We start from the raw sequence: 16736 nt of genomic DNA, 5'->3' as shown, positions 1-16736 counted from the left end.
ACATTTATTGATAGATCTGCTCTGCTAAATAAGGAATTCCCTTGAGCTAGTGGAGGAAGCCTTCAAATGATCTTTGCTGTTATCAGAAAAAATGAGAAATTCGGTATTTAGATGTTTTGCTTTTCCCCAATTTTCACTCCTCAAAATGCTGCATACTGCAATAGGACCGATATTCTTAAACGCAGATTATATTGCCAGAGCAGTTGTCTATGCCATAAAGCAACCCCAAAATGTTGTTATGAGCGAGATGTGGGTCAATTCGCCAAAAGGATTTCTCTCTAAACGGTATGTTGAAAGGGGTCAAGTTCTTGTCCTACAAGAAGCTCCTGGATCAATTGAATGAATGAATGGATTGGGGCGATCGTCTGCCGATCAGCAAGGACAAAAGAAAGATGCAGCCGCACGAAACTCGATGGAGGGTAAGTTCGGCGAAGGCAAACGCTGGTACGGGCCCAGCCTTATTCGAGCGGGCTTCAAACGACAAACGAGTGCGTGATTGGACTGCTACTGTTCATGAATCTCGAGAAGAGACTCCGGGTTCTCTTTTGCATTTTCTTCAATGGCTTTGGTCGGCCCTAGGAGTCCGTTTGTCTGTGATCATGTAAAAAGCGATTTGTTCAGCAAGCCCTAATTAAGCATGATTTGCTTACCGTTATTTTTCATAGATAACCGTAGGGCATCAAGCACCCTCATCACGACAACGCTTCTTTCGCTGTTACTGACGGTGGATTTCTCACCCTTAGACGAAGGTGGCGCTTCCGGTGCTGTGTTTTACGGAGTAGAATGTAGGTAATTGAAATGAGAGTTCGTGCTGTTTGTTGGAGTTGTGTTGAGTGATTCAAACCAATTTTGTTGTTTTCACAGTGGTTACGAGCTTCAAGCTGCAACTTTTAAAACAGATCATAGTTTGCTGCCATATTGATTTGTTTTGTTTATGCTAAACCCAATATTTAATTGATTAATTTTACTTTGCTGGCCAGACTCTACTGAGTGTTTAATACGCCCACGATCTCCTCCACCGTTTTGGATTGCTCGTGAATATATTTCACCGTCTGTTACATCCCGTTATCGTTGTTTTCCCATATAAGGACACCTCTTTCTTCGTTAAGTTGATTATCCTGCCCCACTCCACTTTTTATTCTAGTTGCATTTGACATGGTAAGAGGAAGCAAAAGCTTGCCAAAGCAGCATGCTCATACGTTAAGTGTCAGAATTATTGAAGATCGCACATCGAGACAGCGAAACAATTTATAGCTACCGCGGTGACTTTAATAACACATATCTTGCTATAGAAGATTACAGAACAATATAGATCAATATACATGAATATACATGAATATTCATGTATATTCATGTATATTTATACAATGACCATTCCTAGTTCTTGGAGTATTAGGCATTAATTATGCTATAAGTGATTCAACGGAGGATTTCGCATTAATTATGCTATTAGTGATTCAACATTGGAAAATTGACTTATTAATTCTCAATAACTGCGCGAAAAAGCATGATTATTTTGGGCCTTTATGCTTTAAATTTCTCAATAATCATGCTCACACATACCTATTTTTTATGCGGGCGGTTTGTTAGACGGGTTGTTGCAGAATTCGTTAGATTACATTTGTGTGAATAAATATACAGCGAGGCAGACGGTGACACACAATCGCCTGCCTTTATTTATTATCAAATAAAAGCCTTTTTGCATTATAAAAAGAGATACTTCGTGAAAATATTCACCTTCTCCTGCCAGGCAGTTTTGATACAACGCTAGTGATGTTTTCCTGTTATTCATTCGACAAGTTAATCTGAAGACTTCAGACGGAAATAAAATCTGAGGTATGTGCATAGTCAAAACTGGTGTTCCTGATAATTAAGGAACGAATCTTACGGTTCATCACAGCAATGCTGCCAATCACAATCATAAATTGTAATCCCTTTCATTTGATGCAGCTGCGGGAGCTTTTCCTGCAGATGTCTATTCCTAATGATAACCCAAATGCCGGTTAAGATGAATATGAGGCTAGGCGAGTAACTGGATTTTGTTTTAAAAATTTTGTGCGCCCTAGTTGCCGGAGTCGAAGGATCATATATAATGACAAGAAACGGGAGATATTATTTCTCCCTCTTTTCCCATTTGAAACCGAGTGGAGGTTCCTATGCGCACCATACAAGGAAAAATGTTTATTGCCTTCAGCGTCGTCATTTGTTTGGCCATTGTACCGATTGCCTATAGCGCTTATTGGAATTCGTCTAAAGTCATAGAACGGAATGCTATCGCTTACATCTCCGAACGAATCAGCAGCGCCAATAATGATCTGCAGGCAATGATTGAGGATGCGGATAAAATAAGCAAAGTGATTGTGAGCAACAAGGATAACGTTCAGAACAGCATTTTGAGCGGCACGGAAGCCCCTTCCTACGAGTGGTTTATGGAAAAAAAAGCAATGGAGGACTTTTTGAGCTCGATGGCCGCCTACAAGCCGTTTATCGAACGAATCACGGTAGCAGGCACGAATGGGAAGCTGTATCAAACCGGAAACAGGCGGATTGACCCGGGGGTCATAGAAATGCTGAAAAGCGAGCCGTCTCTTATGCAAAATAAAAAGCATCTGCGGTTCGATTCATCCGTGGAAGGGAAGATTATGCTGATCCGTCCGATTAGTTCAGGGAGTCAAGTCATTGGGTATTGCATTGTTGAATTTGATCGGGGTATCGTGCAGAAGGTGTTCGATATCGAACCGCTTGCTGACAGTATGGTTGCTGTTTTGGATGAGTTCTGCAACATTATGTATCACACGAACCCGGAATTCATCCGCAGGCAAGCAGGTGAGACAAGCTTAGGCCAGATCATCCAATCTAAATCAACCGGATTTGAAAATAAGCTGGTAATAGTAGACGGAACCTCCTATCTAACCGTTCAATTTTCGTCCGAGTTTACAGGCTGGACAACTGTCGGGATGGTCCCTCTCCGTTCATTGCTGAGTGAAGTGCATAATATTCGGGACCAGATCTTTACGATTGCAGTTATTGTACTTATCACCGTTCTGCTTGTATCCATATTGCTGTCTAATCAAATAACCAGAAACATCAAGCGGCTGCGGAATGCGATGAGACTGGTCCGGGAAGGGCATCTGAACGCGAGGCCGCGAATCCGGTCCAATGATGAAGTGGGGCAGCTGAGTGAAATGTTCGATTCGATGATGAGCCGCTTACAGGACTTAATGAACGAGACGCAAACCAGAGAACGGCAAAAGCGCGAGGCTGAGTATAAAGCGCTGCAAGCGCAGATTAAACCTCACTTTTTATACAACACGTTAAACACGATTAAGTATTTGGCCGGCATCCAGCACGCGCGCAACATCGAAGAAATTTCAGAATCTTTAATTGAGATCATGCGGTTTGCCATTGATCCATCACGTGAAATGATCACGATACGCGAGGAGCTGGATCAGGTAAAACGGTATTTAAGCATACAAAAGTTTAAATTTCTGGACCGGCTTACAGTAATTGCGGATACGGAGGAGAGTGTGCTGGATTGCTTGATCCCTAAGCTGACCTTGCAGCCTGTAGTAGAAAATGCGCTGCATCACGGATTAGGCGGATCAGGGGTTGATGGTACGGTAACGATCCGTATTTACGGGGAGGGCATGGAACGGGTAAAGCTGGATGTTACTGATAACGGGGCAGGGATTTCGGAAGAACAAATTGCTGACATTTTGAGTGGCAGAGCCAGGACAGGAGAAGCTCAATCACCGTCCAACAGCGGTATCGGGCTTAAAAATGTGAACGAGCGGATCAAGTTTGCTTTCGGCGACATGTATGGACTGTCCTTGTACAGCCAGCCAGGGGTATTTACAACGGTAGAATTGACGGTACCTCAGCAAAGGAGGCTTGTATAACGATGCAGTGGAAAGTAGTCACGGTTGATGACGAACTATTGGTACGGAATCATTTGCGGTCTTTAATCCGCTGGGAGCAGCATGGGTTTGTGCTTTGCGGCGAAGCAGGAGACGGAACGGAAGCGAAGAGGATCATCGAAGAGCAGCGACCCCACTTGGTCATTGTTGATATGAATATGCCGGGAATCGACGGCGTTGAACTCATTGAGCATATATCGATACACCATGCCTCCACGAAAGTCATTGCATTAAGCAGCTATGATTCTTTTGATTATGTTAGAGGCTCGCTTCGCTTCGGGGCAATCGATTACTTACTGAAGCATAGGCTGAACGCCGAAGCCTTAACCGCAGTATTAGATAAAGTGCGAAGCGTGCTTGAAGCGGACGCGAGGCATATGCAGCAGCGCGTGAAAGAGAATGAGAAATGGGAAACCGCAAGCCCCGCTTTAGCTCAAAATTATATGCGCGAGCTGCTCTTGGGCATCTCTCCCGACCTCCGGACTATTCAAGAGCATTTTTATGAAATGGTATTCGGCCCGGGCCCGGGTAATCAGAGGTTTGTGCTTCTCATGATGCAGTGCTTTAATTATGAGTTAATCTCGGCCAGAATGACGGAGCAGGAGCTGACGCTGTTTATCCGTTCGATCACCGGTTTTTGCCGGCAAATTATCGAGGAATCGGGCTCAGGATGTACGGTTTATATGGAACGGGGGAAATTTGCCATTCTGCTTTCACTAGAGAACGAGCGGAGCGAGCACACTCTCCAGCAGTATGCAGGTGGACGAATATCGCGATTGGAAAAGTCGATGGAGCTGTACTTCAACCTGTCCGTTGCCTTCGTACAAAGTCCGGTATTGCATGATATCAGCCTCCTCTCCCATACCTATCAGTCACTTCTGCGCAAGCTGGAAGGTTGGAACGGAGATGCCCCGAGCCAGGATGATACAGGTCCGGCTGTTCCTTACGTCTCCATACGACAGGAAAAGGAGCTGCTCGCCGCCATGGAATCCCTCCATTCCGGCGATGCCGTTAATGTTGTCCGCGAGGTATTTGCCGGCTTGCCGGCTGGCCAGCATCAGGTCATGCTAGCGGAGGAGCGCGCGGTTACGGAGCTGCTGCAAACCGCCGCTAAGATAGCGAAAAAGGCAGGCGCCGCCGCCGATTGGGTCTTCCTTGAGATGGCAGCTTTGCAGAAGCAGCCGGTTCATGCGGGCCGGGCGTTGGAAGCGGTCTCCGGTGTCTATAACCGCTTGGCTGAAGAGCTCCGCAAGGTCAAAGCGGGTGCCGGACATTCTCGCTATGTCGGGCAAGCACTTGAGCTGATTCAGCTGCATTATAAAGCAGGCTTGACCTTGGAAGAGACAGCGGAGCGGCTCGGAATTACGGCTGCCTATTTAAGCCGTTTATTTAAAGAGGAAATGAGCTGTACCTTCACGGAATATATGACGGAGTACCGAATCGAGCGTAGCAAGCAGCTCATTCGCGACGGTACTTGTACAGTCAAAGAAATTTACAGTAGAGTCGGCTTCAACAGCTACAGCTATTTTATTAAAGTGTTTAAGGACGCCACAGGTGAGACGCCGTATAACTATGTCAAACGGACGAGAACATGAGATATCAAATATTTGCTACGATTGTGCAAAAATGTGCAACTCATCGCCCTCCCAACCCGGACTATACTAAAAGCAATCCCCATTGAAAGCCTTTTCAAAAGGATCGGGGAAAGAAAAACTTTAAACCAAAGGGGTTGTAACAAAATGAGGGGTTACCAAAAAACAGGGTCCATACTGCTCGCAGCATCTATCGCGATGACCGGATTATTGTCGGCCTGCAGCCAACAACCGGAAAACGGCGGCGATCCTGCTTCAGCCAAAGCTGAAGGGGAATTTAACCGAAGCGGCTTCCCGATTGTCAAAGAGCCGGTATCTTTAAAAGTATTCGGCTGCAAGGATCCGAACCATGCGGATTGGAAGGACGTGCTTGTTTTAAAGGAGTACGGGAAGAAAACGAATATAAACATGCAGTACGAGGAGACACCGACTCAAGGCTGCGATGAGAAACGGAATCTGCTGTTTGCGGCAAATGAGCTGCCTGACGTGTTTCTAAGAGCTAACCTGAGCAACACGGACATTTCCCGTTACGGTACACAGGAAGGCATGCTGATCCCGTTGGAGGGGCTTATTGACAAATATGCGCCCAACCTGAAAAGCTTGTTCGATAAATATCCCGATGTCAAGAAATCGGTGACGGCAGCGGACGGGCACATCTACACGTTGCCGTCGATCCGCTTACTCAGCTCGGGCAGAACCGATAAAATTTGGATCAACAAAACATGGTTGGATAAATTAAACCTGAAGGCTCCAACAACTCCCGACGAATTAGTTACGTTGCTCCAAGCTTTCCGCGATCAGGATCCGAACGGAAACGGAGAGAAGGACGAGATTCCGTTAGGGCTGCGGGATATGGGAATGGTGTTCAGTACATTTAGCGGCTCTTGGGGACTTGACAGACAAATGGGCTACAACATTAACATTAAAGATGATAAGGTTCATATTTGGCTCGCTGACGACCGGTTTAAGGAGCTGCTTATGTTCCTGAACAAGCTGTATAGCGAAAAGCTGCTGTATAAAGATTTTTACTTAGGCGATCTTCCAAAATGGCGGAGCAATCTCTCGCAGGCTAAGATCGGCATGTTCTTCATTCAAGCTTCAGACCCGTTCACCAAGGTGGAAGGCCAATTTACCGGAATGGCGCCGATTAAAGGGCCGCACGGAGACCAGAGCTACAGCGCCTCTGGGCCGCTTGCATCGCCTATCGGCACATTCGCTATTACGAAGGAGAACAAGAGCCCGGAAGCGACGATCCGTTGGGTCGACTATTTCTTCAGCGAGGAAGGCAGCATTTTTTATCAATACGGTATTGAAGGCCAAACCTTCACGATGAAAGACGGAAAACCTGCCATTAACGACTCGATCAAAAATGATTCTCGCGGACTCATGGCGGCATTGGGTCAAGTCAATCTCGTTCCGGGGGGAGCATTTCCATACCTGACAACGGATAAAACAGGCAATATTGTTGAGAACGAGAAAACCCAAGAGGTCAGCAAGTTCGTCGAAAAGTACATTCCGCAAACGATCTACGGTGCGCCAATATTTGATAAAGCGACTATGGACCAAATTGTGCCGATCAAGACCGACATCGACAAATATATCAATGAGTCTGTTGCCAAATTCATCATCGGCGAGCTCAGCTTCGATAAGTGGAGCGAATATGCGGCTACCTTGAAAAAAATGAAGATTGACGAGCTCGAAAAAGCTTATCAGAAGGCGTATGACACGATCAACAAAAAATAACGCGCAGCTTGGGACCGGATAAGAAGGGGTGACATCAATATGAAAGCAGGAACAGGAACAGGAACAGGAACAGGAACAGGAACAGAACCGGCGTCAGCGGTTGCATGGAAACCCGAAAACGTATGGTTCAAACGTATCCGGGTCCGCTATGAATTATATGCAATGCTGTTTCTTCCGCTGCTGTGGTATGCCGTTTTCAAATATATCCCGATGTATGGAATCGTTATTGCTTTTAAAGATTTTTCCGCAACTCGCGGTATTTTGGGCAGTTCATGGGCGGGACTTAAACATTTTGAACGTTTTTTTGAATCATCCTACTTTTGGGATTTGGTATGGAATACATTATCTCTCAGCTTGTATTCACTTGCAGTAGGCTTTCCCGTTCCGATTTTGCTCGCTTTAATTATCAATGAGCTGCAGAAGAAATGGTTTCAAAAATGGCTGCAAAATGTTACGTATATTCCGCACTTTTTATCGTTGGTAGTTATCGTTGGCATGCTGAACATTTTTTTGCATCCGCAAACAGGGAAATTGAATCAGTTGATCTCCTTTTTCGGGGGAGATCCGATTCAATTTATGAGCAAAGCGGAATGGTTCCAGTCTATATTTGTCACTTCGGGCGTATGGCAGCATATGGGCTGGGGCTCAATCATTTATTTGGCCGCCTTGAACGGAATCGATCCGACGTTGTACGAAGCGGCAAAGATAGACGGGGCTACACGGCTGCAGCGCGTCATTCATGTTTCCATTCCGGGGATCATGCCGACAATCATCATTTTGTTTATCCTGCAGATCGGAAATTTGATGGATGTTGGCTTTGAAAAAGCGCTACTGATGCAAAATGCGTTAAATGCCAGCAAAAGCGATATCATCGCCACCTTTGTTTATAAAAATGGGATTCAGGGCGGGCAGTTCAGCTATACGGCGGCGGCAGGTTTGTTTAACTCGGTGATCGATTTTATTTTGCTGATTTTCGTTAACTGGATGGCAAGGAAGAAGACAGATACCAGCTTATGGTGAGGAAGGCAAGGTGGAGCCTGTGCGAGTTGCAACTGCAAAAAAGCTGCAGTCGGCCGATGACAAATGGTTTGACGCGATTATTTATACAATAGCTGCAGTTCTGTTATTGATTGTCATTTACCCGCTGCTGTTCGTAGTAAGCGCTTCATTCAGCGATCCGGGTCAAGTAATTGCCGGTAACGTGTGGCTGCTGCCCAAAGGAGTGACATTGGATCCGTACGTACGCGTATTTGAAAATAAATCGATTTGGAGCGGGTATGCAAATACGATTTTCTATGCAGTAGCTGGAACGGCCATCAACATTGTGATGACCTTGCTTGCCGCTTATCCGCTTTCGCGCCGGGATTTGCCGGGCGGCCAGTTGTTTACGTTCATCGTTATGCTGACGATGTTTTTTAGCGGCGGGTTAATCCCGACTTACTTGGTAGTTAAAGCGTTAGGTATGAACAATACCGTATGGGCTATGTTAATTCCCGGCGCTATTGCAACGTATAACCTCATCGTGATGAGGACGTTTTTCCAAAACAGTATTCCTTTTGAGCTGCAGGAATCGGCTTCAATGGACGGTTGCTCGTATTTCCGTCTTTTATTCAGCATTATTATTCCTTTATCGAAGCCGATCATTGCCGTGATGGTATTGTTTTATGGGGTAGGACATTGGAATGCTTATTTTAATGCGCTTATTTATTTAAAGGACCATTCGTTGTATCCGCTGCAATTGATTTTACGTGAAATATTGATCTTGAATCAGACGGAGAATATGGGCTTTGAGGGAGCGGGTATGGCCGAGCGCGTCCTGCTTGCAGAAAGCATCAAATACTCCGTGATTATCGTTTCGAGCTTACCGGTACTGCTTGTATATCCGTTTGTCCAAAAATATTTTGTAAAAGGTGTCATGATAGGATCAATAAAAGGCTAGCAGGCTAATGAAGATTTAATGAACGGAGGCGTATTTAATGGGTGGTTTTCAATCTCAACCTAACATCTTGCTCATTCAGACAGACCAACAATCTGCGGAAACATTAGCTTTATACGGAAATCCGCTTGTCCGGACGCCAGCTCTGGAGGCGCTCGCGGATAGAGGAGCCGTATTTGACTACGCATTCTGTAATTATCCCGCATGTTCTCCTTCAAGGTCATCCATGCATACAGGAAGATATGCTTCAACTATACGGTGCCATGCTAACCATATGCTCATCAATCCGTCTGAAACGACTTTGCCTCAGGTTTTGAAGGAGAACGGATATCAAACGGCTCTGATCGGGAAAAACCACGCGTTTATGACCTCAGCGGCAGCTAATTATTATCCGGGCGGCGATGCGCGGGAGGGGAGCTTGCTGCACAACGTGTTTGACTATGTGCGTTTGGCGGAGCACGGCCATCTGGTGGATGGCTACAAGGAGGATGAAGGCGTACTTGCTGCCCATGAGTGGGCGAAGCAGAACTGCTGGAGCAGCCCGCTGGGGCATGGAACGAATCCGGCGCCGCCGGAAAAATGCGGTACGCATTTGCTGGGTGAAACGGCTATCGATTATTTAGAGCACAGCCGGAAGCCGGAGCAGCCGTTTTTCATGTGGCTGTCGTTTCCGGATCCGCACACGCCGTACCAGGCTCCGGAGCCTTACGCTAGCTTTTATGATCCGGCAATGGTCCCGCTGCCGCCCAAGGACGCCCTTTCCGGCAAGCCGGAAAGGCAGAAGGTCGCTCATCTGATGGATGCGATGGATATGGCGGATGATGACCTGATCCGTAAGGTCAGAGCTATACACTATGGCATGATCCAATTTATCGACGATACGATTGGGCGTGTATTTGCAAAGCTGGAACAGCTCGGCTTAGCGGAAAACACCGTTATCGTGTTTACTTCGGACCACGGCGATTCTATGGGCGCACACGGGTTAATTCAAAAGCATAACGCCTTTTATGATTCGTTTACACGGGTTCCTTTTATCGTCTCAATTCCCGGATACCAGGGACCGAAACGGAGTCCGCATCTCGTTGAATTGGTCGACGTGATGCCAACATTGCTGGAGCTGGGCGGAGTTCCGGTTCCTTACGGAGTGCAAGGAAAGAGCTTGGCGCCTTACCTTCGGCAAGAGGAGGCGTTCGTTCCGAGAGAATTCGCGGTGATCGAGAGCGGGGAGGAAGGGGAACCGATCCGGGTATCGGATATTACGGTTCGGCCTGGGCATCCGTTCGATGAGAGCTATTTCGTATGGTGCGCATACCGGGAAGCATGGATGGGGAAAGGCAAATGCATCCGTACTCATGATTGGAAGCTTAACATCTATGCCAATGGGGAGGGGGAGCTTTACCATCTACGGAACGACCCGGACGAGCTCTGCAATTTATTCAATGATTCCGGTTACGGATACATTCAGGGGGATTTGGAACGTAAGCTGCTGTATTGGGCGATAGCCAATGAGGACCGTGCACCGCTTAACCGCACGGTAAAGCTGAATTATGCCGATGTGAAAAAGAACGGCAGCGCTTAGCAGTTGTCTGCTTACATCGGAAAGTAGTAATGCATATTTACAATATTAAATATACATTGTATCATTGCAATATAGAAATATACATTATAAAATCACAATGTAATAGAGGTGCTGATATGTTAAGAGCAGAATACCCGCGTCCGCAATTGGTAAGGAGCAATTGGTTGAATTTGAACGGTGAATGGGAATTTGCCTACGACGACAACAATGAAGGAGAGAGGGACCGTTGGTATGAGGGCGGTTCTTTGGCAAGACGTATACAGGTTCCATTCTGCTATCAAAGCGAATTAAGCGGAATCGGTGAGACCGAGTTTCACGATATCGTTTGGTACCGGAAACAGGTTACCCTCCCTAAGGAATTCGACGGAAAAACCGTACTGCTCCATTTCGGAGCTGTCGACTATGAGGCAAGAGTATGGGTTAACGGCAGACTTGTTGCCTCTCACTTTGGCGGGCACACTCCTTTCTCTGCTGATGTGACGAATGCCTTGCAGAAGGGTAACAATACAATTGTTGTACGGGCACAGGACTATAGTAAGGACGTAACCCTCCCCCGCGGCAAGCAGTACTGGGAAGAGAAATCGAGAGGCATTTTTTATACCCGCACGACCGGGATTTGGCAAACGGTATGGATGGAGCCGGTGGATGAGATCCATTTGACTAAGACCAAGCTGACCCCGGACATTGACCGCAATGAAATTCATGTCCGCGCATTTGTAGATGGCCCTGTTAGTCAAGCTAAAACTGTTTTGACAACGGTCATTTCCTTCGGCGGAGAAACGGTTGCGGAGGATGAGATCACTTTACGCAACGGGGAAGAGGCCAGAAGCATAAAGCTGCATGATTTTAACGATCACAGCTTGGGCCGTTGGTGGACACCTGCCAAACCGAATCTGTATGATATCGAGTTTATTTTAACAGTCAACGGTCAAGAGAAAGACCGGGTAAAGAGCTATTTTGGCATGAGGAAAATATCTGTCATCGACGGTAAGCTGTGCTTGAATAACCGTCCTTATTATATGAAGCTGGTTCTGGATCAAGGATATTTCCCGGATGGTCTGCTGACCCCTCCGTCTGATGATGCCATCCGGCAAGATGTGGAGCTAACGAAGGCGATGGGCTTTAACGGCGCCCGTAAGCATCAAAAGATAGAAGACCCCAGATACTTGTATTGGTGCGACAAGTTGGGTCTGCTCGTATGGGGTGAAATGGCTAACGCGTATGCCTACTCGGAGCAATATGTTACGAAAGTGACGAACGAGTGGATAGAGGCCATCGACAGAGATTATAACCATCCGTGTATCGTAGCTTGGGTACCGATCAACGAGAGCTGGGGCGTGCCGAATATTCTCGTGGATCCTTTGCAGCAGTACCATGCGTTATCAATGTATTACTTAACGAAGTCGTTGGACCCGACCCGTCCGGTCATATCGAATGACGGATGGGAGCATGTAAAATCCGACCTGTGTACTATTCACGATTACGAAAGCATAGAGGAAGTATTGACCGAGCGGTACAGCACAGTCGACAAAGCCATAGGCTCGAAGCCCGCACGCCGTTGGATCTATGTACCGGGTTACAAATATGAGAATGAGCCGGTTCTCGTCTCCGAATTCGGTGGTATCTCATTCCGTAAGAGTGACTGGGAAGGCTGGGGGTATTCGGCAGCGGCCGATGATGAGGATTTCATTAACCGGCTAGCGGCAGTTGTGCATCCATTGCTGAAAACCCCCGTTGTTCAAGGCTTTTGTTATACCCAGCTAACGGATGTGGAACAAGAAATTAACGGCTTGCTTACTTATGACCGTAAGCCTAAAGTTCCATTGGAGTGGATTAAACAAATCAATGAGGGCAGGAAGCCCGAAATGAACCAAGACAATTAGTAGAAGAGGTTGTTAGAACACTCGCTATAAGATGCCGGGGCTCCCTTTAACTTTAAGGGGCTCTTTTTCAATTTAAGAGATTGTTCAAAAAGCCCCCTTTTGATCACGAAGTATCCCAGGAAACTTACTCGACATCGAATCTTTTTTTTCGAAGGACGGATACTGGATACTCTGATATGAAGCAGTAGGAGAGAGAAGCGCATATGAATAATTTTTCTAACAGTCTGGAACCGGCTAACGGTCTGTTAAAGTCTTTTATTAAGGTTTTCTTAGTTTTGGAAGCATAAGTCTGCCACGGTAAAATGGAAGCATACGCTTGCCAAAGTGGTAAAATTATGGGTCATTTGTTGCTAAAATTTTTATTATTGAAGATCGTTCATCATTGCAGCAAAATGCGGGTGACTTTAATAAGAAAAATTTTGTCACAGAATGATTATAGTATAGGAAGCATCACGGCACCGAGCTGTTGGCGACGGTGGACTACGTATCCGGAGAAATTCATGGGGAAGAGCACGAGCAATACAATGCTGAAGTGTTTCTGTCCTTCTTGAAGAATGTAGTCGCCACATCCACCAAAGGAAAGACCGTTATGATCTTAGACAATGCACGAATTCATCACGCTAATCTCATCCAATCTTTTCTACAAAACATGAGGAGCGTTTGGAACTTGTGTTTTTACCTTCATACAGTTCACAGTTAAACATCGTAGAAGGACTGTGGGGGTGGTTAAAGAAATCGGTAATGTACAGTGTCTTTTTCTCTACAATCAATGCAATACGTACGGCAGTAAAATCCTTTATGGATGAAATCAGCAAGGATCCTATGAAGATTGTTGATAGGCTGTGCATCCGTTTATGAGGAATCTTTCTTAGGATTAATCCAAACAAGATTGAATAACCAAAACAGTGACCGAATAATCCTTGGCGGCAAATTCGGCCATTACGTTTTTTTTAACGAACTGCTGTTGGAGCCAACCAAACAAAAGCAGGAATATTCCTCAGAAGTCCTGATTCAATGGTCACTATCAACATTACAGTCATAATCACATTGCTTATCCTCGACAGCTGTTTCTTATTTGTTATTGTGTAAGTTATATACAAAGGAAAAATTAAAAACACCAAAGGGTTATATCTAAAAGCCTGATAAAAATCCAATGTCAGAAAAGAAAGCGCAGCCCTCGTAATTCCACATCCCGGACAATAAAACCCGGTCAACTCGTGAGATACACAAGGAACCTCGATTCTTGTCACCGGTATCCATATTTTTAGGTACAATAACCCTCCGATGCCAAGGGAAGAGATGAATCCCACAATATATGCCAGCCTGGCTGCCGCACAAACCCCTGCCAGACCGCCTCCGACCACGGTAATATCTGACCGAACCACTTCTTCCCTCAGTCCAGGATCACCCCGTTAGAAGCATAGTATTTATCCTCCTTTTCATCGTAAAATCATCATTTTGACATGCACATTGTTTATAGAAACTCTATCCTTTATTTCATTTCCTCACAAAAACAGACCCTTCCGGGTCCGCTGGAATAAAAGGATCATCACTCTTTATATTTTCCCGGAGTAACTCCCTCATACTTTTTAAAACTACGTATCAACGCATTGCTGTTTAAATACCCTACTTTGACAGCCGCGTCGGAGATATTGAGTTTTTCGTCCCTTAATAATACTTTCGCTTTTTCCAGCCTTACCTTATTGATATAATCCGGCAAGGCTTCTCCGGTTTGCTCTTTGAAGAGCTTGGACATATAGTTTGGAGTAATTCCCAGATTTTCTGCAATCATCGCTAGATTTAAGGTACCTTCTCCATAGTGGCTATTAACAAACTCGATAATACACCTGGTTAATTCGTAGGAACGATTACCGGTTTTTGACTGAATGAGTTTACATACCGATGATAGTGTATTTGTAATCTCCACCTGCAGTTCAGCTACGGTTTCACATTCAAACAATTTTTCCACCGGTTCAGCAGCAGATATTTCTTTTACTGTTTTTACGACTGTACTTGCAAGGTCAAACATAAAATACCTTGTCATTTCAGCAGTGGGAGTGCCGTCAATAAAGTTGGAGCGAATAATGTCATCAAGTAATTGCTTTCCTTTTTCAAACTCTCCGGATTTGATGCAATTCACTAATTTTTGCTCTTTTTCAAGAGGGTAGAAATAATCTCTGACATTATATTTCAGACTTTGGAAGCTGATGATCTTTCCGTTACCGGCAATCAATTTGTATTCCAGGGCTTCTACGGCTTCCTGATATGCTTCCTGCATGCCATGGATACCCGTGTGGGCATCGCTGATGGAAACTGTAAGGATCAAATTGTAATATTTTCTAAAAAAGCTTTGAAGCTCTTCTGTAATGTTTACCAATTCCTGCACATGATCTACCGCTTCAGGATCCTGCAGGTTCACTAGGAATACTATTTTCTCATCAATCTCTGTAACAAAATTCTTATACCTTTGACCCAAGAGCTCCTCAAAAACATTGGTGATCACAAAGCTGGGGAGCTTTGACTTCGCTTCAAAATCATCTCCAATCCCTAAGGAAATAAGCTTGCCCTTATCTTCTATGGATAGGAGCACTACTATAAAATCTCCGGATATAAACTGCATGTCAAGAGCGTAAAATGCATTGTGATGTACAGATATATTGCCAAACTTCCCTTTTAAAAGCTTTTGCAGAAAATCCGCTCTCACAACACTGCTTTGCTGTTTAAGTTTCAGGTTTATTTTTTCCTTTTCTTGAAGAGCATCCTGAATTGCCTCATAAATAAACTGATATTCATTACTGGATCTGTCATAAGAGTTCTTTATTTTCCCATTTTGGACGATACGGATGAGATTACGAACCGGATTATAATTACGCCATGTAAGTAAAACCGATACTGCTCCTCCAAAAATTAAACATAGTATAATGCTTGCTATCATTAATTTTTCTGTAAACTCACTTTTTTCCATCACAATCTCTCGCCGAACAATGGAAACATACTTTAGCTTGGATACATCGGATTTCGTATAGGATATGATTAACGAATCCTTTCCTTGTCCTTTCACCAACATATTATCGCTATCGCTCAGCTCATCCACCTGCAAGATATCCGATAAATGAAAAGAAGCAGTCGACGTAAGAATGTTGTTATCCTTGTCTAAAATAAAGATACTTCCATACTGCGCCGATTGTATATTTTGAATCATTTCAGTAAATCGTTCTTTATTAAACAAGATGACGATTGTGGCAAGAGACTTCTCCGAATTTGATATTGGGATTGAACGCATGTAAGCGAGCGCTCCGGAATCCTCATTTGAGTTTGTCTTATTGCCTATTGAGATATATCTGCCGCTGTACACATTTTGAAGAGTATCTATCCATTGTGCATACCTTATGTCATTATTGACAAGAACAGAGTACATATAATTACTCCTTGAAGCTGCTGTTGAAGAAATCACAGCATCCAAGTTTTTAAGGTATACATAAAAATTATTTATGTAGCCATTCGTTATATTCATCCTTTTGAAATCTTTTAGTATCTGAGAAACCTCATACTGTTTGTTATTCCAGTTCGTTTCCTGCGAAGTGGCCAGCAATTGAATATCCGGGTTAAAGGCAATATCAAAACTTAAGCGCTCGGCATCCTTTAAGATGTTGTCCATATTCAGCTGAACTTGTTTCAGCATAGCAAGATTTGCCCTGTTTGTTTCTTGCTCAATGGTCCTTACAGTAACAAAATAAACGATTCCAGTGAAAATGATAGGAATTAACAGAATCAATATATAAGATAAAATTTGGGTGAAAATGATACTATTTCTAGTGTTCAAAACTCTCTTTACGTTCATGAGATCTCCTCTTTATTATGATTAGGGTAACAAAATTCCGCACGGAGGAGGGTACCCGGATCTTCAGCCGCATTCGAAGGTTCGTCCCCACGCTCCGCAAGCAGGGATTACCGATCTTGGAGAGCCTACGTTCCTAAATATTATACTACAATACACTACAAATGAAATTCCACAATTTTCCTTCGGGCTTTATATGACCATCTGGAGCATGCCCGTCCTGTGCTGCCGGACCGCCGGCACTCCAG

The 16736-nt window shown here is 44.8% G+C and carries 10 protein-coding genes and 1 pseudogene; 9 read left to right on the top strand and 2 right to left on the bottom strand.

Going from position 1 to position 16736, the window contains the following annotated elements:
- The first annotated feature begins 343 nt into the window (after positions 1 to 343).
- The 9 genes and pseudogenes from ACFQ0C_RS19480 to ACFQ0C_RS19440 all read left to right on the top strand — a co-directional run.
- A complete protein-coding gene (locus tag ACFQ0C_RS19480; RefSeq protein WP_379368668.1) occupies positions 344 to 496 on the top strand; it encodes a hypothetical protein in 153 nt (50 codons plus the stop codon).
- A gap of 1660 nt (positions 497 to 2156) precedes the next feature.
- Complete coding sequence (locus tag ACFQ0C_RS19475; protein WP_379368667.1) at positions 2157 to 3899, top strand: cache domain-containing sensor histidine kinase; 1743 nt, start codon at positions 2157 to 2159, stop codon at positions 3897 to 3899.
- 2 nt (positions 3900 to 3901) lie between these two features.
- Positions 3902 to 5512 (top strand): response regulator transcription factor, encoded by a 1611-nt coding sequence (locus ACFQ0C_RS19470; protein ID WP_379368666.1) that lies wholly within the window; start codon positions 3902 to 3904, stop codon positions 5510 to 5512.
- Positions 5513 to 5656: 144 nt separating this feature from the next.
- Positions 5657 to 7252 carry an extracellular solute-binding protein gene (locus ACFQ0C_RS19465; protein WP_379368665.1) on the top strand — a complete coding sequence of 532 codons (1596 nt, stop codon included), beginning with the start codon at positions 5657 to 5659 and terminating at the stop codon, positions 7250 to 7252.
- A 39-nt stretch (positions 7253 to 7291) separates the two neighbouring features.
- Complete coding sequence (locus ACFQ0C_RS19460) at positions 7292 to 8272, top strand: ABC transporter permease (RefSeq protein ID WP_379368664.1); 981 nt, start codon at positions 7292 to 7294, stop codon at positions 8270 to 8272.
- A 10-nt stretch (positions 8273 to 8282) separates the two neighbouring features.
- Positions 8283 to 9191, top strand: a complete 909-nt coding sequence (locus ACFQ0C_RS19455) for a carbohydrate ABC transporter permease (RefSeq protein WP_379368663.1) — start codon at positions 8283 to 8285, stop codon at positions 9189 to 9191.
- Between the two features lie 37 nt (positions 9192 to 9228).
- Positions 9229 to 10767, top strand: coding sequence for a sulfatase family protein (locus ACFQ0C_RS19450; RefSeq protein ID WP_379368662.1), 1539 nt, complete (start codon positions 9229 to 9231; stop codon positions 10765 to 10767).
- A 116-nt stretch (positions 10768 to 10883) separates the two neighbouring features.
- Positions 10884 to 12650 (top strand): glycoside hydrolase family 2 protein, encoded by a 1767-nt coding sequence (locus tag ACFQ0C_RS19445; protein WP_379368661.1) that lies wholly within the window; start codon positions 10884 to 10886, stop codon positions 12648 to 12650.
- A gap of 454 nt (positions 12651 to 13104) precedes the next feature.
- Positions 13105 to 13508: pseudogene (locus ACFQ0C_RS19440) on the top strand (transposase); the annotation flags it as partial.
- 92 nt (positions 13509 to 13600) lie between these two features.
- Here the strand turns inward: ACFQ0C_RS19440 and ACFQ0C_RS19435 are convergent.
- Both ACFQ0C_RS19435 and ACFQ0C_RS19430 read right to left on the bottom strand, forming a co-directional pair.
- Positions 13601 to 14035: a DUF2752 domain-containing protein gene (locus ACFQ0C_RS19435; protein ID WP_379368660.1), complete on the bottom strand. Its 435-nt coding sequence runs from the start codon at positions 14033 to 14035 to the stop codon at positions 13601 to 13603.
- 164 nt (positions 14036 to 14199) lie between these two features.
- On the bottom strand, positions 14200 to 16491 hold the full coding sequence (locus ACFQ0C_RS19430) for a helix-turn-helix domain-containing protein (RefSeq protein WP_379368659.1): 2292 nt from the start codon (positions 16489 to 16491) through the stop codon (positions 14200 to 14202).
- Between the last annotated feature and the right edge of the window lie 245 nt (positions 16492 to 16736).

It is taken from the genome of Paenibacillus sp. GCM10027630, assembly GCF_042676305.1.
Taxonomy (GTDB): Bacteria; Bacillota; Bacilli; order Paenibacillales; family NBRC-103111; genus Paenibacillus_S.
Note: the sequence above shows the minus strand (reverse complement) of the source record. Positions and strands in the feature narration are given on the sequence as shown.